Genomic DNA, 19,301 nt, shown 5'->3' with positions numbered 1-19,301 from the left:
AAAAAAAGCATGAAATTTTCCAACCCCACTCAACTCACTTCCGCAGAAGATCGCTTGCAATTAGAATGGTTGATTGATGCTGAGAACTCGCCTGAAGACAACACCGGCAGTGATGTGATTGCCGGTTTATCTCAAAATCCCAAATCTTTGCCCCCTCGTTATTTTTATGATGATTTGGGTTCCCAATTTTTTGAACAAATTTGTCAGCTACCTGAATATTATCTGACGCGAACAGAAACACAAATTCTCGAAAAATATAGCCTCGATATTGCCAAAATTACCGGCCCCTGTGAACTGGTAGAACTTGGTAGCGGCAGTTCAACAAAAACCCGCCTTTTGTTAGAGTCTTATGCGGAAATTGCCGCCGGTTTACGCTATTTACCCATTGATGTAAGTGCCGGCATTTTGGAAACCAGTGCACGGGAACTTTTGACTGATTATGCTTGGCTTAACGTTCGGGCTTTGGTTAGTACCTATGAGGTGGCTTTAGGGCAACTTGCTAGTTATCCTCGGTTGGTAAATTATAAGCGCATGATTTGTTTTTTGGGCAGCACTTTGGGTAATCTTTCTCCGGCAGAGTGTGATTTGTTTTTTTCCCAAGTTTCAGGGGCTTTGCAAGGGGGCGATTATTTCCTTTTGGGGGTTGATTTACATAAATCTAAAGAGATTTTAGAACCGGCTTACGATGATTCCCAAGGTGTGACAGCAAAGTTTAATCTCAATATGTTGCAACATCTCAATTGGCGGTTTGAAGGAAATTTTGATTTGAGCAATTTTGCCCATTATTCGCTTTACAATGAAGATTTGCACCAAATTGAAATGTATCTCAAAAGTTTGAAAACCCAAAAAGTTAAGTTGAAAAAACTTGATTTAAATGTTGAGTTTGAGGCGGGGGAGATGATGTTAACTGAGATTTCTCGCAAGTTTGATTTATCAGAAATTAAGCAAGAGTTGCAAAAGCGGGGGTTGATGCCGGTGCAGTCTTGGAGTGATTCTAAAAACTGGTTTGGTTTGTTGTTGTGCCGGTTGCAGCAAGTTTAACTGCTGGCAATACAAATAACTCCTATAGACAGAGTTGAGATCATGTCTGCATCGTAGGTGTTACTCAAAACAACCCGGTTTCTACAAAATCTTGACTTTGGCGACAAAGCAGCTATTCAGAAACCGGGGTTTTTGTTTGTTCTTCCTTTGGGATGAGGAAAACTCTTGCCAATTTAGCCATACTTTGAGTAAAATCCTAACATGATCAAGCGATTTCTCTAGCCTTGGATAGCCGGCATAATTGCCCTAGGCCAAGGAAAATTTTATAAAACGCAAAGTTAAATGGGTTTTTTGGTAAATTTTTCATAAAATTCTCTTCCCCAAACAAGTTTTTCTGTTTTCCTAAAGTAATGGAGGTGCAATATCTCACCATGTTGAAACATTTACGTTGGTTTTGTGCAATTCCTAGTCTGTTTTTGCTTTGGCCGGTAGTGGGTACGAATGCTCAAGAATACCCTGGTTGCTTTTTGGTGAATTCTAACGGGCGTGTGATCCGTTTAAATGATATGTGTCCGCAGCCAACAAATGACCTGACACCGGCAACTCAAGCTGCCGGTACTCCCCCACCGCCACCAAGTCCAAACAATGCCACACCGGCCAATCCCAACACAACAACAATCCCCGGAAATAGGACTAATCAAACGCCAACCGGCAATAACCAACCGGCCCCAAATAATCAAAATGGCGGTACGAGAAATAATCAACCGGCCCCAAATAATCAAAATGGCGGTACTCAGAATAATCAACCGGCCCCAAATAATCAAAATGGCGGTACTCAAAATAACCAACCGGCCCCAAATAATCAAAATGGCGGTACTCAGAATAATCAACCGGCCCAAAATAATCAAAATGGCGGTACTCAGAATAACCAACCGGCCCAAAACAATCAAAATGGCGGTACTCAGAATAATTCAACAGGAGATAGAACAAATCAAACGCCATCTGGAGTCAATCAACCAGGGCCAAGTAGCACACCCGATGTAACACAGCCAGCAGTTCCAGGTAACAGAAATACGCCGACGACACCCAACCCAACCAACAATCAGAGTGGGCCATCAACCACAACCATACCAAACACATTCAACGATCCCAATTCAACAATAATTAGGTAAAAAATTGGCAGTTGAATGATAGGAAAAAACCCGATTTCCAAAAGAAACCGGGTTTTTAGAAACGAAAAAACAATTAACAAATAGGCTGGCAGCCCTGAATAACAGCATGAATATAATCACTGCCGGCATCCGGCCAACCGCGTCGATAGGAAGCCTCCTCTGGTTTTCCCCAGCTTAATTGCAAAACCATTTCTAAAAAATTCGGATTTTCCCACTTACATAAACCGGCCCATTCGGTGCGATTAGCAATCTTCGCTACATCGTCCTTAGTAATTTTTTGGTAATCCTTGCTACTGCGAAAACTGAGATATAAATCCATTCCCACAGTCACCTCATCCCAAAAGTTTAAGATCGAACTTTTAGCACTTTTAAGAATGTCCAAATCGCCGGGAATAGCAATAAGCTGGTCATTAACCTCTGGAAAAGATAACGTTTTGCCTCGGACTGTAACCTGATTCCAAACAATACCAGAAACTTGATGTTCGCGTTGGTAGCGGTGGACAGCGGCCTTAAAATCTTGATAAGCAGTAAATTTTTGCACCGCTTCCGATTTAAGGTATTTATCAATTAAGGGGTTAACCCCAGAAGTTTTGACAGTCAGACTTAAACGCTGGCCATTCAGGCAAGCGCGGCGCTCTGATGCCAAAATTGAAATTAACTCCTCTGTGCTGTAGAGGTGGGACATAAAGTTACATCTAAAAGCATTTTCACCTAGTTTAACGTGAGCCGGCCTTTTGAGTGGGGGAAAACCGGAAAGAGAAAAGAAAAAAGTATATTTTGTAACATTTTTCCATAAGGTGGGCGTAGCCCACCCTACATTTACTGACTTAATTCGCTGTTAAACTCATTAAATGAACGGCGCTTAAGTTCCTTTGATTCTGTGCGAGGAACCAAATCAAAAACCTTGCGGAAAGCATCATCAATTCTCTCAAAAGGTACTTGACCTTTGGCATCCAAAACAACATTACCAGAACCATCAATAATCACCGATTCTGGGACAACGCCGCCGTAATAATAACCTGGTTCTGTGGGTTCATAACTAGATTTTACGGGAATCGTATCAACATTAATCGGCATAATATCAGCAGCCCGTCCATAAAACGCTTGAACACCAGAGACAACCGTAGCAAATTGCTTGCAATCACTGCTGTCATCCACAAAAAACACCAAGATAGCCGGTTTTTTACGGTTGAAAGAATCCTTTAGCGTGACGCGGGGAGGAACTAAGGCACCATTACCAGCATAAAGCGCATAAATGTTGCCATCAAAACCATCATCATTGATGCCGGCCAACGCGGGAGAAGGTGCAAGCAACAAGCAAAACAAAGCGACCAGAAGCAAACGATAGCAGCGGCGAAAAATTGCCCAATTGCCCATTTTAAACTCAAAGAAATTCAAAATCATACCTTAGCAGTAGTGAAAACCGGATAATGGTTTTATAGTGTGTAAAGTGGCGTTAGCCCTTCTTCATTTTTGCTTATATGAACGCCTTTCTCACCCGACTTTTGCGATTAGGCTTGTTGTTAATTTTCGGTATTGCGATTTTTGCTCTTGCCCCTGCTGTGGCCCAAAACGCTGAAACGCTAACCGGCACAACTGATCGCAGCATCCAAATTCGCCAAATAACCGGTAATGTCAGCGTTGGCGGAAAACCGGCCAAAGTTGGCGAGCAATTGCGCGAAGGTGAAAAAATCATCACAGACAGCAATTCCAGCGCCACTTTAGTTGTAGAAGATGGTATCGCAACCTTGCAGCTATCGGAGTCTACGCAAATGCAGGTGCAAAATTTAGACACCACCACCAACAATGGCAAAGTTACGCGGGTTTTTGCCAGCAGAGGTCAAGTTACCGCCTTTACGCGCAAATTAATTAACCCAGAATCACGTTTTGAAATTGCCTTTCGCGGCGACGATGAGGAAACAGAAGGGGGTATTGCCGGTTCACGGGGTACAGTGTACGGCGTGGCTGTTGGGCCCAATGGCAAAACGGGTATTTCTACCAAAGAAGGCGAAGTGGCTGTCACCGCAGAAGAAAAAACTGTCCTCCTGGGTGCGGGTACTTCTTCTTTGGTGTTTCCGGGAAAACCGCCTACCCTCCCTCGCACCACCAGCGAAAATATATTGTTGAAAGTTAAACTTTTATCTCCTAGCGCTAATCAAAAAGTGCGGGTACAAGCTGAGGTTGATCCGCTTAATTTGGTGTTTCTAAACGGCCAAGCTGTTGAAATTGGCTCGGATGGTAAATTTGATACAGTGATTGCTTTGAGTAATAATCGCAGCCTCTCGATTGTAGTGCGGACTCCCCTCGGACAGCAGCAAGTTTATGAATTAGAAGCGGCTGGGGTAAATCAACCTTGATGTTGATTAGTAATTAAAGATACCAGCCTTGTTGTCAACCTTTCTTTAGATAGAGTTCACTGCAAACTAAACTAGCATTGTGCCGCCTTTTCCCTGTTGAAAAGCTATGCTTAAAGCTCATCCATTAGAGAGATGTACAACGGGTTTTTTTGTGCGTAAATATATATTACAAGTGGGGAGAAAATAGAGGGTCAAACCACTTGAACCTGGGTGCAAACATTAGATACCCTGCTCTTAGCGAGCGTGGGTGCTGGGGTTTTATCCATCAGGGTCATCTTCATTTTTTTTAGAAAATAAAATTTTTTAAATTTGCTTTTTTTCCCGGTTCCCCAGTCACCGGCAACTAATTGGGGCGCGGCCTAAAAAGGTGCTTTCTCAAAAATTTAAGCACGGATGGTGTATTTGAAATGGCTTTAAGTTCAATCGCTGATTCCCAAAGCCCTTGTAAAAAAAGCCCGGATGGTTGCTTAAAAGAAGGTGGAAAATGCGATTGCGGGCTTAAAGGTTTCAGGGGTTTGTCTTCTAGTTTAATTGCTAAACTTTCAAAAATCCAGAGTTCTTTAACCGGCCTCCAAAGTTTAATTCCGGGTGTGGTGGCGGCTTCTGTTTCGGTTGGAATGTGGGGAGTTGGGGCGTGGCAACCTTTGGAACAAGTTGGCTATAATACGTTGTTTGAAATGCGAAATGCTGGGGTTTTGCCCCATAGCGGCTGGAATGAAAACATCGTTGTTATTGCAATTGATAATTCTAGTTTAGAAAAATATGGGCAGTTTCCCTGGAAACGCAGCCGTTATGCTGAACTTTTAAAAGCTTTGAAATCGTCCCAGCCGCAGGCGATTGGATTTGATATTTTATTTGCGGAAAAAAGCGACCAAGATGGGGAATTTGTCGAGGAAATAAGAAAGAGTGGCAAGGTGGTTTTAGCGACGGCTTGGGACGGAAAAGGTAAAGCAATTAAAGTGATACCTGAATTTGAAAAAGCTGCTGCTGGGATTGGTCAAATTTGGCATAATCCTGATGAGGATGGCATCAGCCGAAGAGCGGCAATTTTTGTTAAGGAGGTTCCCAGTTTGGCGGTGGCTATGTTGCAAGTTGAAAATCAAAAAGTTAGGCTTGCCGGTGCGCTGGATTGGGAAAGTAGGACGACAAGTTTTCAGTTACAGTGTAGCTTAAATGAGAAAGAGCTTGCAGCCAAAATTCCTCAAGCAATTAAGGGGAAAAAAAGAGAAATTATTTGGTTAAATTGGCCGGAAAAAGCGGAAAAATTACCGACATATTCCTTTAAAGATGTGGTGGAAGGAAAGGTATCGCCGGCAGTTTTTCAGGATAAGTTTGTTTTGGTGGGAATGACGGCTACTGGTTTTGATCCGGTGCGTTCTCCTTTGAATCGTAAACCGCCTATAAATGGGGTTTATCTTCATGCGGTGGTGATTGATAATTTGCTGGGTTCTAAAGAGCTTAAGCCGCTGGATGAAGTGAAGATAATTATATTATTGGTGGCCATTGCTTTGCTGACAAGTTGGGTTTGGTACCGGCGCGGTTTGAAAGCTCGTTTGGCGATGGCGGTGGGGGTGCCGGTGTTGTGGTTGGCAATGGCTTTATCTGCTTTTTGTTGTTCTAATATTTGGGTGCCGGTGGCTGCGCCGATGGGCAGTTTGTTAATGGCAGGTTTTGGCGTGCAAGTACGAGATTATTATGAAAGATTGCGAGAACGCCATGAAAAAGAATTGTTAATGACTTTGTTTGAAAAGTATCTTGCTCCTGAGACGGCTAATATGATTTGGGAGCGAAAAAGTGAGTTATTTGAAGAGGGAATGCTGAAGGCTCAGGAACAAATAGCAACAGTTTTGTTTATGGATATTCGAGGTTTTACTTCGATTTCGGAAAAAATGAAACCAAAGGAGTTATTTATTTGGTTGAATCGTTATTTGGAGGCGATGAGTGGTTGTATTATGGATCATGGGGGTGTGGTAGATAAGTATATTGGGGATGCAATTATGGCGGTGTTTGGGGTTCCTTTTGCGCGGACGACACAGGAGGAAATTCGCCAAGATGCTTTGAATGCAATGGCGGCTTGTTTTGCGATGAATAAAAAGCTTAAAGAGTTAAATAAAAGTTTGCGAAAACAGCAAAAACCGGAGATAAAAATTGGCATTGGTATTCATACGGGTGCGGTGATGGCGGGGAGTTTAGGGGGTGAGAGGCGGTTAAATTATTCGGTGGTTGGGGATACGGTGAATGTGGCGGCGCGTTTGGAGGCTTTTAATAAGGAGGTGACAGCGGATAATCCTTATCAATTGTTGGTGAGTGGGAAAACTTTTCGTTATGTTCGTAATTTTTATGTGGGCAAGCCGGTGGGGGTTACGCAGTTGCGGGGAAGGAAACAAGAGACGGTGATTTATTCGATTTTGGGAAGGAATAAAAAAAGTATTTCCCCCCAGCCTTCTTAATAGCAAGAGGAGGGGGGAAAGGTTAATGGGAGTATGGGGAAATAAGGTTAGGCAAGCCCAACTAATTTGAGGCTTAAGTCCCACATTTTTTCGCCTTTTTCGTCATCGCGGGCTTGGGGTGAGACTTTTTGAACGAAGGATTGCCGGTTTTTCTTTTGCCGGTTTCCCCAACTCCAATAGGCGCCGGATTGTTTATATTCGGGATCGGCTACGACGTCAGCAACTCTTTCGCCTGCTAATTCTTGGGAGACATAACCGCCGGTGATGTTTTTTTGGAAGAGGGGAAAGAGTTTTTGGAAGAGGGGGTAATGGTTGCGGAATAGGGGGGTGTCTGCGACGCAACCAGGATATAAAGAGGTGAAGGTGATGCCGGTGCTTTCGTGATAGCGCCGGTGGAGTTCTCGCATTGTTAAGACGTTGCAAACTTTGCTGTCTTTGTAGGCTTTTACCGGCTCAAATTTTTTGCCATCAATCATTGAAATGGGGGCTTGAAATCCTTCGGCAAATCCGTCAAGTTGGCCTAAGTCTGGGCGGGGTGGAATTTTGCCGCCGAGTTCATCGGGGTTGTGGGTTACGGTTCCTAAGATGACCATTCTGCGGTCAGGATAGGGGGATCTTTTCATGTCTTCTAACATGATATTGCACATCAGAAAATGTCCGAGGTGGTTTGTTGTAACTGTTAGTTCATATCCTTCTGGACTGCGTAATGGTTCTTTTATTAAGGGCATATAAATCGCAGCGTTGCATAGTAGGGCGTCGAGGCTTCTGTTAAGGCTTCGGAAGCTGCTAATAAATTGGCGAACGCTGTCTAAAGAACCGAGATCGATGTGTAGAAGGGTGTAGTTTTCTTTGGGGATGTTGAGGCTTTGGGCGGCGTTTTCGGCTTTTGTGAGATCGCGGCAAGCCATGACGACGTGCCAACCGCGTTTTGCGAGGGCTTTGGCGCTGTATAAGCCTACTCCTGATGAGGCGCCGGTGATAACGACTGTGGGTGTTTGTTGTTGTGTCATTTGGCTTTGATCTGTTTGCTCTCTGATTGGTATGAGTAGGATTTTACAGCATTGTGTTACCGCTAGAGCATTGATAATATCCCCCCTACCGGCTTTTAGAAGGGGGGGTTTTTGGCGGGGGTTTGTTGCGAATTGTTGGCCGGTTTGGGGTTGTTATTTGGTTTTGATGGGTTGTTCTAAGGGTTGTCAGGGGTTGGGGAAATTGGGGATTTATTCTTTTTGATTAAGAAGTTTTTGCTGTTATAGGATGGAGTTAAAAATTCTCCAAAAACTCTAAATTCACATAATCAAAACCTCTACTATCCCCAGCCAAAACCTCAAAAGGCCGGTCAGGTTCACCCAAACAATCAACTACCAAAGCAGCGCCGGAAAAATCCTGAGTTTTCGTATAATTATTTACAGTTACAATTGTTTTCAAGCCCGCCGCTTTAGCAGCAACCAAACCCTGATAAGAATCCTCAAAAACCAAACACTCCTCAGCCTTTAATCCCAACTTTTCCAACACATAAAAATAAATATCAGGTGCGGGCTTTTTCTGTTCCACAACATCCCCTGCTGCAATCACCTCGAACCAACTTTTATCAATTGTGCTCACCAACAAAGCCTCAACATTTGGCAAAGCGCTTGTAGTAGAAATTGCCAAACGTAAATTTTTTTCCCGCGCCTCAGAAAGCAACCTTTTTACCCCAACCCGCAAAGGAATTACCCCCTGAGAAAGCAAAGCAGTATAATGTTTGATTTTAAGCTTGTGCAACTCTAAGACAAAATCATCCCTGTCTTTTTCTGGCACGAAATCGGGTAAATATTCATTTAAAAAAAACTCAATTCTCTCTTTACCTCCAGTAACCTCAATCAATTTTCCATACAAGTCTTCATCCCAAAACCAATCAAAACCGGCTTCCTTAAACGCTGCGTTAAAAGCCACCCGGTGGCCGTCCCGTTCGGTATCCGCTAAAGTGCCATCTACATCAAAAATTAAGGCTTTTAATTGTGTCATTGTTTTGGATAAGTGCGTAAATATTCTAAAGATTATACCAGTTAAGAAAGCCGGTTTATGCTAGATTGGGTTTTGATGGTATGAAGATTTTTTTAACCGCAGATGTTAGGCAGGCAGGATGCCTGCCCCACTACAGATTAACGCAGATAAATGCAGATGTAGAGACGTTCCGCGCTTTACGTCTTTGCGCTGGAACGTACAGACTAACTGCTGCGAACGTCTCTACCGGTGGTTTTTTAACTCTTCACCGGCCTATTTCGACTCGGTAATTCTTCTCCCTCATAAAACCGCTTTTCTAGCTTACTTAAATACAGCCACAAACCCCCACCGGCCAAAATTACGAAACTCAAACCCCACGTCACAAAACCGGCTGCTAAAGGGGTCATTCCCAACGCTAAAATTAACACCACAATACAGGCTAATTTTAACTTCTCAATCATCTTCAAAGCCGCAGAACAACTCGCACAGTTTATCGTATGAGAATGATAGCGGTCGAGTAATTGTTCTTTTGTCAAAGCCGGTGGCAAAGTTTCCCCAGGGAAAGGATCAGCTTTATATTGCTGCATCCAAGAACGCATTTCTGCAACATAACTATCCGCTGCTGTGGGTAAATAATACGCTTTGGCAAAGTTATTGCGGTTTTGAGATTGTTCGAGATAACGTTCTTGCAAATGCAAGAAAATTTGGTCATCTTCCAAAATCGTATTCTGACCTAAATGTGAATACCAACGCGGCGTTAATTTAATGAAAAACCCCGGAATTTTTGAGGGAAATTTAAACGGAAAACGTGCAAAAAGCCGGCATTCTCCCTTGCGAGTAGGCGTTGCATAAACCACCGTTAAAGTGCGGCCAAACTTCTTAGAAGTTAAATCATGCCACATCAAACAAGGTGCAATAAAAGTGGTATCTTGCCGGCCTAAAGAGCCCTTTCGCGGCCCATCTTGCCACACACCCTTAAACCCTTGCTTGCTCGATTCTACCACCTCTAACTGCACCGGCCCCGCATAACCCCGATTTCCCACCGTCCCATGATGTGTATAAGGAACATGACTGGCATCTATCACATTTTCTAACAAAGTGATAGCATCATAAGGCAAATCTCGAAACGTATTTATACAAACCCACTCCGGCGAACCATCCTCTAACGGGTCAACAACAGGAACCGCCGTTTTAGCAGCATTTTCAGGGTTCCCCGGATAGACAAACAACAACCCTTGACGCACTGTAGCCGGCAGATAATTTGCACAAGCACGTTTTGATTGTTCAGCCGTGTGATCTTCCCCTTGTTGCGGGATAAACTCACAATTTCCTGAACCCGAAAAAGCCCAACCATGATAAGGGCATTCTAACAACCCCTCCTCATTAATTCTCCCTTCCGAAAGCGGCACAAGCCGATGGGGACACTTATCCTCAAAAACACTCCAAAATTCCCCTTTCTTATCCCACCAAATCACAATATCTTTGCCTAAAAGCGTAAACTTATTAGGCTTAGATTTAGTCAAATCTTCCACATAATGAACGGGATACCAAACTTCTTTGCAATCAAAGAAATTTGCATCACTACCACCGGCCGGTAAAGTGCCAGTCTCTTCCCTTTCAACGTTTAAATTTTGGGAAGTCACGCTAACAGGAGTTGCAGTTGTATTCATTCGTTTTCTGCGGTTTTGCTGTTATTTTTAGGAGTTCGTTTAATTGATGTGACTCCCTTTTTTCAAACTATAACAAATCTCCAATAAAAAAGCCCGCCAAAGCGAGCTTGGTTTTGATGTTTTCCAGCTTTTAAAATCGAGGGGCCAGTGCAGAAGTGCCGGCCCACCCCTACAAATACCTAAATATCCAAATCCATCAAATTCAATTTAGGGCCATAAGTTTCGATGAATTCACGACGAGGGCCAACTCGATCACCCATCAAAATTGTAAACACCCGATCAGCTTCCGCCGCATCCTCAATTTCCACCCGTTTCAAAGAACGAGTTTCAGGGTTCATCGTAGTAGTCCACAACTGTTCAGGCATCATTTCACCCAACCCTTTAAAACGCTGGATTGTGTAATTTGCATTCGCCGGCAAGGTATTAATATAGTCATGCAACTGCCGGTCACTGTAACAATATTGATGGTTCTTTCCGCGTTCAATTTTATACAGCGGAGGACAGGCAATATAAATGAAACCTTGCTCAACTAATGCTCGTTGATAGCGGTAGAAGAAAGTTAGCAACAAAGTACGAATGTGAGCGCCATCTACATCAGCATCAGTCATAATAATAATATTATGATAACGCAATTGTGAAGAATCAAATTCCTCTCCCTTCACCCCCAAACCCAAGGCCGTAATCAACGCTTGAATTTCGGTATTTTTGTAGATTTTGGCATCATCGGTTTTCTCGATATTCAAAATCTTACCGCGCAAAGGCAAAATCGCCTGGGTGCGCCGGTCACGTCCTTGTTTCGCTGAACCACCCGCCGAATCACCTTCTACAATGTAAATCTCACTTTCAGAAGGATCTTTAGAGCTACAATCAGCTAACTTACCGGGTAAAGGTGAAGACTCCAAAACCGACTTGCGGCGTACCAATTCCCGCGCATGGCGCGCTGCTTCCGCCGCTTTAAACGCCTGAATAGCCTTCTCTAAAATCGCATCGGCAACATTGGGGCGAAAATCTAAATACTCTGTGAGATGTTCCCCAACCAGAGAATCAACTATACCCCGCACTTCCGTATTACCTAACTTGGTTTTGGTTTGCCCTTCAAATTCAGGATCAGGCACCTTTACAGAAATCACAGCGGTTAAGCCTTCCCGCACGTTCTCACCGCCGAGGTTGGCCTCGTGTTCTTTCAGTTTATTGCGTTTGCGAGCAACCGCATTCATAGTACGAGTTAAAACCGCTTTCAACCCCTCTAAATGCGTTCCACCATCAATGGTACGGATATTATTTGCAAACCCTAAAACGTTATCTGAGTAAGCATCTACGCACCACTGAAGCGCTACTTCAATTTGAATGTTACTGCGTTCTCCTTGGATAAAAATAATTTCTTCATGGAGTGCTTGTTTATCCGCATTCATATAAGCAATATACTCGCGGATACCGCCTTCATAACAGTAAGTTTCAATGCGAGGTTCATGGTTTTTCAACAACTCTAGGCGGTGATCGCTAAAGGTGATTTTTACCCCCGCATTCAAATACGCTAACTCGCGCAACCGGCTTGACAGAGTTGTATAATCAAACTCAATGCTATTCGTGAAAATCTCGATATCCGGCATAAAACAAACCCGCGTGCCGGTGCGATTTTCGTTATTCGGTTTCGATGCCAATTCAGTTTTGGGGTTTCCTCGTTCGTAGCGTTGGGTATGAACTTTATTATCCCGCCAGACTGTTACTTCTACCCATTCTGACAGCGCATTCACCACCGAAACCCCTACCCCGTGTAACCCCCCAGAAACTTTGTAGCCGCCACCGCCAAACTTACCACCGGCGTGTAGTACAGTTAGCACGGTTTCCAAAGCAGACTTGCCGGTTTTGGAGTGAGTGTCTACTGGAATACCCCGGCCATCATCGGTTACAGTAACAGAACCATCGGAATTAATGTCAACTTCAATGTGCGTGCAATAACCCGCCAGCGCTTCATCGATGGAGTTGTCCACAACCTCGTACACTAGATGATGGAGTCCTCGCGGGCCGGTTGTACCAATATACATCCCCGGTCGCTTGCGAACCGCCTCCAGACCTTCCAAAACCTGAATCTGATCGGCGCTGTAACTGCTGGTCATATAAAACTAGCTCCTGTAATGGCCTTGAAGCCCCCTCGGACTTCAAAAAGAGAAAACATAACAAAATTGTAGCACAAAAGCCTTACAGACGCATTAAGCCCCATTTCCTGAAAATTTTATTTGAGGGATGTAGTAAGAGTATTTTAGATTTTAGATTTAGTCGTGCCAATCAAACAAATTATAGATTTTAGATTTTATCGCGCTGCTTAATTGCCTGCCTGTCCCCAGTTTCCCACTAGGGGCTAATTCTTTTAAATTTATCCTTAAGACACCGATCCTTTATCCACCGGCCCCTACTCCAGATGTCACCCAAGCTGATCGTTATTTGTGGTTCAACCGCCACCGGCAAAACAGAAACCGCAATCTCACTAGCAAAACAACTCAACTCTGTGATCCTCAGTGCCGATTCCCGCTGCGTGTATAAAGAGTTTAACATTGGCACGGCCAAACCCAACGCCATCGACCGGCAAATTGTCCCCCACCACCTCATCGATATCTGCCACCCCACCGAAACCCTCACCGTAGCAGATTACCAACAACAAGCCCAAACTCTGATCTCCGACTACCACCAGCAAGGCATAATTCCCTTATTAGTCGGCGGCACCGGCCTCTACATCAAAGCCATAGTACGCGGTTTAAAAATTCCCAGAGTTTCACCACATCCAGAATTACGCCAGCAACTACAATCTTTAGGCCAAAATCAACTTTACGCTATGTTGCAACAAATCGATAGCCATGCTGCCCAAAAAATACATCCTAATGATCCTGTTAGAACTTTGCGAGCACTAGAAGTATTTTATGTCACCGGCCGGCCAATTTCCCAACAGCAAGGCGAAAATCCTCCTCCTTATCCAATTTTACAAATAGGTTTAGATTGTCAGCCCGAAATTTTGCAACAACGCATCGAACAGCGCACCGAAAAAATGTTAGCTGCCGGTTGGTTAGATGAAATCAAATATTTAGCCGAAAAATATGGCTGGGATCTTCCCTTACTTGCTACCCTAGGTTATCAAGAACTCAAGCAATATTTAACCGGCCAAGTTTCTTTTCAAGAAGCGAAAGATTTAATCGTTCTCCATACCCGCCAATTTGCCAAACGTCAGCGGACATGGTTTCGGGCGATTCCAGAAATTCAATGGCTAGATGCCGGTGCCTCAGATTTCCATGAAAAAATAGCTCTATTAACCGACAATATTTTTTAGAGACACCCGGATTTATCGACGCAGGAAATATCCCGACAGTTCGGATAAAAAGCCCCAATTCCTGAAAATATAATTTAGGGTAATTCTCGTAATATACAATTCTAGGGATAGTTATAATTAGCCAATTAATTATTATATCAAAATGAAGTTGATCTAGGAAAGAGATGTAAGATTAGCTGATGCCTTCGTCAGGAAAGAGCAGAGGGGGAGAGAAGAAAGTTAAAGGCAAGCAACACAAACAAAAATCGCAGGCCAGAGCAGAAAATCATCGATTATAGACAAACCGGCATTGTCCCAGAAATGAACGACCAAAAACAGAGAACAAAATACAGAGAATAAAAAACCTCAGCCCTTGAAATAAATGTTTAGAAAACCACCCATAAAAATAAAAGATGAAATGATATAGTTGAGAAAATAAATCGAATTACCAGTAGCGTCTTTGAGAGCGAATAAAAGCTTGTTTGGCCTCGCCAAAATAAACAAAAGCGCGTTGACTGGGAATAATCAGAGATTCGGGGTGCATCAAAAGCCTGGGGGAAACAGACCGGCAATAGCAGTAGAGAGGCGATCAAGCATTAAGGCAGAGATTGGCTGATTTGCAGCAGAGTGAATGGGCCGGTGTCCCACAAAAGACAAGAGTTTGGGCGTAGGAGAATGGCGATAAACAAAGACCCAACCGACAAAAAAAGCAACCCCGACACCTGTGGGCCAAAAACCGGAGGGAAAAAAAATACGTTAAAAAAACAGCCATTAAAAAATCTGGAAAAAAACGAACATAACCATAAAAAAGTGGCCGGTGTAAAAATAAAGGGGCATTAACAATGAAACTTCGGATAAAAACCTTATTAATCGTAGGAGCAGCCCTAGTCACCCTAAACGTCGTGCTATCTGCGACCGCCTCAACAATTTTATTGAGAGACTTTCAAAAACTTGAAGGCCAGGGAGTAAGAAAAGACCTAGCCAGAGCCCTGGATGCCATAAACGACGACCTGTCAAACCTAGATACCCTAGCCCAAGACCAAGCCCAATGGGATGACACCTACAACTTTATCAGCCAAGCCAAAGCAAAAAGCCCAGCCGCCCAAGAATTTATCCGCTCAAATTTTGGTGATACAACCTTCAACCAACTGAGACTAAACGCATTGCTATTGCTAGATCGCAAAGGAGAAATCCGGTATAGCAAAGGCTACAATCTCAACAAACAAGCAGCAGTACCCGTTTCCGAGAGTTTACAAAAACACCTGACAGCAAAAAGTCCCCTGCTGGTAAAGCCGCAGTCAAATAGCCAAATAGCAGGCATCGTCATGTTACCAGAAGGGCCGATCCTCATAGCCTCCCAACCGATCCTCCCCAGTGAAGGCACCGGCCCCAGTCGCGGTACCCTGATCATGGGCAGGTACTTAGACAGCGAAGAAGTGAAACGCCTGGCCGACATCACCCAACTATCGCTAAGCCTACACCCGAACAGCGATAGCGACCCAGACATCAAAGCCGCCACAGCCGCAATAAAAGAGCTAAAACCAGAAACCTTAGCCCTATCGAGCAAACGCCCGCTCAACCTTAACAAAGATCCCAAAATTTTAGTTAGACCCACCTCTCGCATAGCCGGAGAAAAAAGCGAAAGAATTGCCGGTTACGCACTACTGCGAGACATTTACGGCCAACCGGCCCTAATGTTGAGAGTACACTTTAACAGAGACATCTACCAACAAGGCAAAGCCAGCGTTCGTTATTTCACCGTTTCTTTGCTCGCCGTTGGCTTAGTATTTAGCACAATCACCCTATTGCTGGTAGAAAAATTAGTCCTCTCCAGACTAGCCCGCCTCAGCACCAGCGTCAGCCGCATCGCAGACCGGCGCGACCTTTCCTTGCGAGTTCGCCTCGTAGGACAAGACGAACTCTCTAAACTGGCAGAAACAATAAACGCCATGCTTGCTGCCATTGAAACCGCCCAACAAGAAAGAGAAGCCAGCGAAAAACGCTACCGGCTGATGGCCGAAAACTCCACCGACTTGATCGCCCGCCTCAGCCCCGATGGCATTTGTTTGTATGCTTCACCGGCCTGCAAAAGCTTACTAGGCTACACAAGCGCCGAACTGATCGGACGTTCTATCTTTGAATTTTTTCATCCCCACGACAGCAAAAACATTCATAAAGCCATCGCCATTTTACGCGACCGAGCCGTTAGCTACACAGTCAGCTACCGCATTCGCCGCAAAGATGGCGATTACATTTGGTTTGAAACCACGTCCCGCACCGTCCGAGATCCCGAAACCGGCACAGTTCAAGAACTCGTATCTGTCTCCCGCGATATCACAACACGCAAACGAACCGAACAAGAACTACGCGAAAGTGAAGCCTATATACGCGGATTATATAAAGTGACCTCTGCTCGAAAATTGACGTTTCAGCAGCGTTTACAGGGGCTTGTGACGATGGGCCGGCACCGCTTTGAACTGGAATATGGGGTTTTATCTCACATAGAGAGCGACCGTTACGAAGTCGTGGCTGCCCAATCTCCCGATCAGTCGGTGCATCCAGGGGATGTATTTGATTTGCAACAAACCTATTGCCGAGAAACGGTTTTGCAGCGCGAACCGCTTTATTTTGAGTCTGTGATGGTATCTCGCTGGCAATATCAACCAATAAAAGCTCCGTTTAGACAAGAAGCTTATATTGGCACCCCCATCGTCGTCGGCGGCAAGGTGTACGGTACCCTCAGCTTTTTTAGCAGTAAACCCCTCAACCGGCCTTTCCGACCCGTCGATAAAGAACTACTTAAACTGATGGCTCAATGGATAGGGCGAGAACTAGAACGCCAACAAGATGCCGAAGATTTGGCCCGCGCCCGCGACCGAGCGATGGAAGCGACGCGAGCAAAAAGTGAATTTTTGGCAACGATGAGCCACGAAATTCGCACGCCGATGAATGCTGTTATTGGCATGACCGGTTTGTTATTAGACACTTCTCTTTCACCAGAACAACGGGATTTTGTGGAAACAATCCGCACATCTGGGGAATCTTTACTGACAATTATTAATGATATTCTGGATTTTTCTAAAATAGAATCGGGCAAATTAGATTTAGAAGAACATCCCTTTAATTTGCGCTCTTGCATTGAAGAATCCCTAGATTTACTTGCCTCCAGAGCCGGTGAAAAAGACATCGAAATGGCCTACATAATTGCCCCCGGAACTCCTGAAAAAATTATCGGAGACGTAACGCGATTAAGGCAAGTTTTGGTAAATTTGCTCTCGAATGCTGTTAAGTTTACTCACTCTGGTGAAGTCGTGGTCAGCATCTCTTCTACAGCCATAGAGGCGGCTGATCAAAGTCCCTGTTATCAAATTTTATTTGCCGTCAAAGATAGCGGAATTGGCATTCCTACCGACCGTATGGAACGGTTGTTTAAATCCTTTAGTCAAATTGATTCTTCGGTGAGCCGGCAGTATGGGGGGACAGGACTGGGACTGGTAATTAGTAAGCGTCTCAGCGAAATGATGGGCGGAAGGATGTGGGTAGAAAGTATGGGGGCAATTGGTGGCAATCCCCCAGAAACATTTAAGAATGGGCAATCGGAAATGGGAGGGGATAATTTCACAGAAAAAATCAAGCAATCTCCCCAAGCCGGCTCGACATTTTATTTTACGGTGATAGCGCGGTCGGTTGAAGATTATGGGCGAGTCGATTTGGCAGAGTGGCAACCGGCATTAGCAGGAAAACGCTTATTAATTGTTGAGGATGGGGAAACAACCCGTTGCGGCTTGACAAAACAAGCAGAATCCTGGGGAATGGTGGCTGTGGGGGTGAGTTTGGCGAAGGTTGCTCTGGCTATTTTAAACCGTGAGCCGGCGTTTGATTTGATATTGGTAGATATGCACTTGCCCGACTTGTCGGGTGTGGAGTTGATCGAAGAAATTCGCAGTTTGGAAAAGGGGCGATATTTGCCGGTGGTGATGTTGAGTAGTTTAAGAAATGCCGAAAATCGAGTTACGCCAGAACACAGTTTAGAGTTTACGGTTTTGAGTAAGCCGGTGAAACAGTCTCAATTTTATAATGTGCTGATGGGGGTGTTTGGCGGTCAGCGTTTGGAAAATAAGCCAGCTTTGGGCCCTGTTAATGCTCAAATGGGGGAAATGTTGCCTTTGCGAATTTTGCTGGCAGAAGATAATCCTGTTAATCAAAAGGTGGCTTTATTGACTTTAGAGCGCATTGGCTATCGTGCGGAGGTGGCGGGAAATGGGTTAGAGGTGCTTGACGCTCTCCACCGGCAGCCCTATGATGTGGTGCTAATGGATGTTCAGATGCCAGAAATGGATGGCTTGGCGGCGGCTCGTCAAATTTGCCAATTATTGCCGGCTTCATCGCGTCCTCGGATTATTGCGATGACTGCAAATGCGATGCAGGGCGACCGTGAGGAGTGTATTGAGGCGGGAATGGATGATTATATTACTAAGCCTATCCGCATGGATGAGTTGGTTAAAGCTTTGGGTGAGTGTAAGCCGCTTTCAAGAGCTCACGAGGTTTCTGACTCCAAAGCAGGGATTTTTGAAGCTCAGGGGGATAGTGATATGTCAAGTCAGAATAGTTCAATTAATAATCTCTCGGAGCCTGTTTCGGAGGTTCCTTTGCTAGATCAGAAGATGTTGGCATCTTTGCGGGATCTCGAAGCTTTGGAGGAGGTGATTGAGATTTATTTGGAGAATGTACCGCAGTTGTTTGCGAATATTTACGCGGCAATTGAAGCGGGGGATGGACGGGCTCTACAAACGGCGGCTCATTCTTTGAAGTCTACCAGCGGGACGGTGGGTGCTCCTTCGATGTTTGAGTTATGCCAGCATTTGGAAACGATGGGAAAAAAGGGAATTATACCTGATTCTACTGAACCTGTCAAGCTTATTGAGGCGGAATTTGAAAGAGTGAAGGCGGCGCTGTTGGCGGAGGTTGGGGGGTAGGGGTGTTTCGCTGGTTTGGGGCAGTAGGGGGGCGAGCACGGGGGTGTCGCCCCTAGGAGGGGTGTTTAGAGTTGCCTTAAAATTTGTTTAAATCAATACCCGCTTCTTTTGCGAAGGCTTGAATGCCTTTGAGGTTCAGGGTTTTGATGGCTTTGGTGGAAATATGGAGTTTGACGAAGCGGTTGCCTTGAGGCCACCAGATGCGTTTCCATTGAAGGTTAACTTCTTGTAGGCGGTGTGTGCGCCGGTGGGAGTGGGATACGGCAAATCCGTTATTGGCTTTTTTGCCGGTGAGTTGACATTGGCGTGCCATGATTGTCTCCTGGTTTGCTTTTTGCTTTTTTGGGTGCAATCTCTTATTTTACCTTGAGGTGGGGGTTTGGGTAAAGGGGTTGCGGTTGTAGTGGGGGC

At 44.7% G+C, this 19,301-nt stretch carries 13 protein-coding genes; 6 read left to right on the top strand and 7 right to left on the bottom strand.

Going from position 1 to position 19,301, the window contains the following annotated elements; all coding sequences use genetic code 11:
• Positions 1 to 9 precede the first annotated feature (9 nt).
• Together egtD and NG798_RS15490 are read left to right on the top strand one after the other, a co-directional pair.
• Positions 10 to 1,041, top strand: a complete 1,032-nt coding sequence (gene egtD, locus NG798_RS15495) for an L-histidine N(alpha)-methyltransferase (RefSeq protein ID WP_261224576.1) — start codon at positions 10 to 12, stop codon at positions 1,039 to 1,041.
• Between the two features lie 371 nt (positions 1,042 to 1,412).
• Positions 1,413 to 2,153 (top strand): hypothetical protein, encoded by a 741-nt coding sequence (locus NG798_RS15490; RefSeq protein ID WP_261224575.1) that lies wholly within the window; start codon positions 1,413 to 1,415, stop codon positions 2,151 to 2,153.
• Between the two features lie 73 nt (positions 2,154 to 2,226).
• Here NG798_RS15490 and NG798_RS15485 read toward each other — a convergent pair whose 3' ends face one another.
• A complete protein-coding gene (locus NG798_RS15485; protein WP_261224574.1) occupies positions 2,227 to 2,838 on the bottom strand; it encodes a hypothetical protein in 612 nt (203 codons plus the stop codon).
• A 134-nt stretch (positions 2,839 to 2,972) separates the two neighbouring features.
• Positions 2,973 to 3,530: a thylakoid membrane photosystem I accumulation factor gene (locus NG798_RS15480; protein ID WP_375338972.1), complete on the bottom strand. Its 558-nt coding sequence runs from the start codon at positions 3,528 to 3,530 to the stop codon at positions 2,973 to 2,975.
• A gap of 104 nt (positions 3,531 to 3,634) precedes the next feature.
• On the opposite strand from NG798_RS15480, the gene NG798_RS15475 reads away from it, so the two are divergent.
• Positions 3,635 to 4,510, top strand: a complete 876-nt coding sequence (locus tag NG798_RS15475) for a hypothetical protein (RefSeq protein ID WP_261224572.1) — start codon at positions 3,635 to 3,637, stop codon at positions 4,508 to 4,510.
• A 515-nt stretch (positions 4,511 to 5,025) separates the two neighbouring features.
• A complete protein-coding gene (locus NG798_RS15470; RefSeq protein WP_261224571.1) occupies positions 5,026 to 6,960 on the top strand; it encodes a CHASE2 domain-containing protein in 1,935 nt (644 codons plus the stop codon).
• A gap of 47 nt (positions 6,961 to 7,007) precedes the next feature.
• Here the strand turns inward: NG798_RS15470 and NG798_RS15465 are convergent, their stop codons facing one another.
• From NG798_RS15465 to gyrB, 4 genes are all read right to left on the bottom strand, one after another.
• Entirely contained in the window at positions 7,008 to 7,970 is a 963-nt protein-coding gene (locus tag NG798_RS15465; RefSeq protein ID WP_261224570.1) for a protochlorophyllide reductase, read from the bottom strand.
• A 253-nt stretch (positions 7,971 to 8,223) separates the two neighbouring features.
• A complete protein-coding gene (locus NG798_RS15460) occupies positions 8,224 to 8,967 on the bottom strand; it encodes an HAD family hydrolase (RefSeq protein ID WP_261224569.1) in 744 nt (247 codons plus the stop codon).
• A gap of 236 nt (positions 8,968 to 9,203) precedes the next feature.
• On the bottom strand, positions 9,204 to 10,616 hold the full coding sequence (locus NG798_RS15455) for a Rieske 2Fe-2S domain-containing protein (RefSeq protein WP_261224568.1): 1,413 nt from the start codon (positions 10,614 to 10,616) through the stop codon (positions 9,204 to 9,206).
• A gap of 179 nt (positions 10,617 to 10,795) precedes the next feature.
• Complete coding sequence (gyrB, locus tag NG798_RS15450; protein WP_261224567.1) at positions 10,796 to 12,733, bottom strand: DNA topoisomerase (ATP-hydrolyzing) subunit B; 1,938 nt, start codon at positions 12,731 to 12,733, stop codon at positions 10,796 to 10,798.
• Between the two features lie 302 nt (positions 12,734 to 13,035).
• On the opposite strand from gyrB, the gene miaA reads away from it, so the two are divergent.
• Positions 13,036 to 13,935, top strand: coding sequence for a tRNA (adenosine(37)-N6)-dimethylallyltransferase MiaA (gene miaA, locus NG798_RS15445; RefSeq protein ID WP_261224566.1), 900 nt, complete (start codon positions 13,036 to 13,038; stop codon positions 13,933 to 13,935).
• Between the two features lie 821 nt (positions 13,936 to 14,756).
• Positions 14,757 to 18,890, top strand: a complete 4,134-nt coding sequence (locus NG798_RS15440; RefSeq protein WP_261224565.1) for a response regulator — start codon at positions 14,757 to 14,759, stop codon at positions 18,888 to 18,890.
• A 76-nt stretch (positions 18,891 to 18,966) separates the two neighbouring features.
• Here NG798_RS15440 and rpmB read toward each other — a convergent pair whose 3' ends face one another.
• Positions 18,967 to 19,203, bottom strand: coding sequence for a 50S ribosomal protein L28 (gene rpmB, locus NG798_RS15435; protein WP_261224564.1), 237 nt, complete (start codon positions 19,201 to 19,203; stop codon positions 18,967 to 18,969).
• Between the last annotated feature and the right edge of the window lie 98 nt (positions 19,204 to 19,301).

Origin of the sequence: Ancylothrix sp. D3o, from assembly GCF_025370775.1 — a bacterium.
GTDB lineage: Bacteria > Cyanobacteriota > Cyanobacteriia > Cyanobacteriales > Oscillatoriaceae > Ancylothrix.
The sequence above is the reverse complement of the archived record's forward strand: the minus strand, read 5'-3'. Positions and strand labels throughout refer to the sequence as shown.

Coding starts and splice junctions, on each gene's coding strand:
- NG798_RS15485 (WP_261224574.1), bottom strand. CDS start 2,838: ATGTCCCACCTCTACAGCACAGAGGAGTTAATTTCAATTTTGGCATCA.
- miaA (WP_261224566.1), top strand. CDS start 13,036: ATGTCACCCAAGCTGATCGTTATTTGTGGTTCAACCGCCACCGGCAAA.
- NG798_RS15440 (WP_261224565.1), top strand. CDS start 14,757: ATGAAACTTCGGATAAAAACCTTATTAATCGTAGGAGCAGCCCTAGTC.
- NG798_RS15455 (WP_261224568.1), bottom strand. CDS start 10,616: ATGAATACAACTGCAACTCCTGTTAGCGTGACTTCCCAAAATTTAAAC.
- NG798_RS15465 (WP_261224570.1), bottom strand. CDS start 7,970: ATGACACAACAACAAACACCCACAGTCGTTATCACCGGCGCCTCATCA.
- NG798_RS15460 (WP_261224569.1), bottom strand. CDS start 8,967: ATGACACAATTAAAAGCCTTAATTTTTGATGTAGATGGCACTTTAGCG.
- egtD (WP_261224576.1), top strand. CDS start 10: ATGAAATTTTCCAACCCCACTCAACTCACTTCCGCAGAAGATCGCTTG.
- gyrB (WP_261224567.1), bottom strand. CDS start 12,733: ATGACCAGCAGTTACAGCGCCGATCAGATTCAGGTTTTGGAAGGTCTG.
- NG798_RS15475 (WP_261224572.1), top strand. CDS start 3,635: ATGAACGCCTTTCTCACCCGACTTTTGCGATTAGGCTTGTTGTTAATT.
- NG798_RS15490 (WP_261224575.1), top strand. CDS start 1,413: ATGTTGAAACATTTACGTTGGTTTTGTGCAATTCCTAGTCTGTTTTTG.
- rpmB (WP_261224564.1), bottom strand. CDS start 19,203: ATGGCACGCCAATGTCAACTCACCGGCAAAAAAGCCAATAACGGATTT.
- NG798_RS15480 (WP_375338972.1), bottom strand. CDS start 3,530: ATGGGCAATTGGGCAATTTTTCGCCGCTGCTATCGTTTGCTTCTGGTC.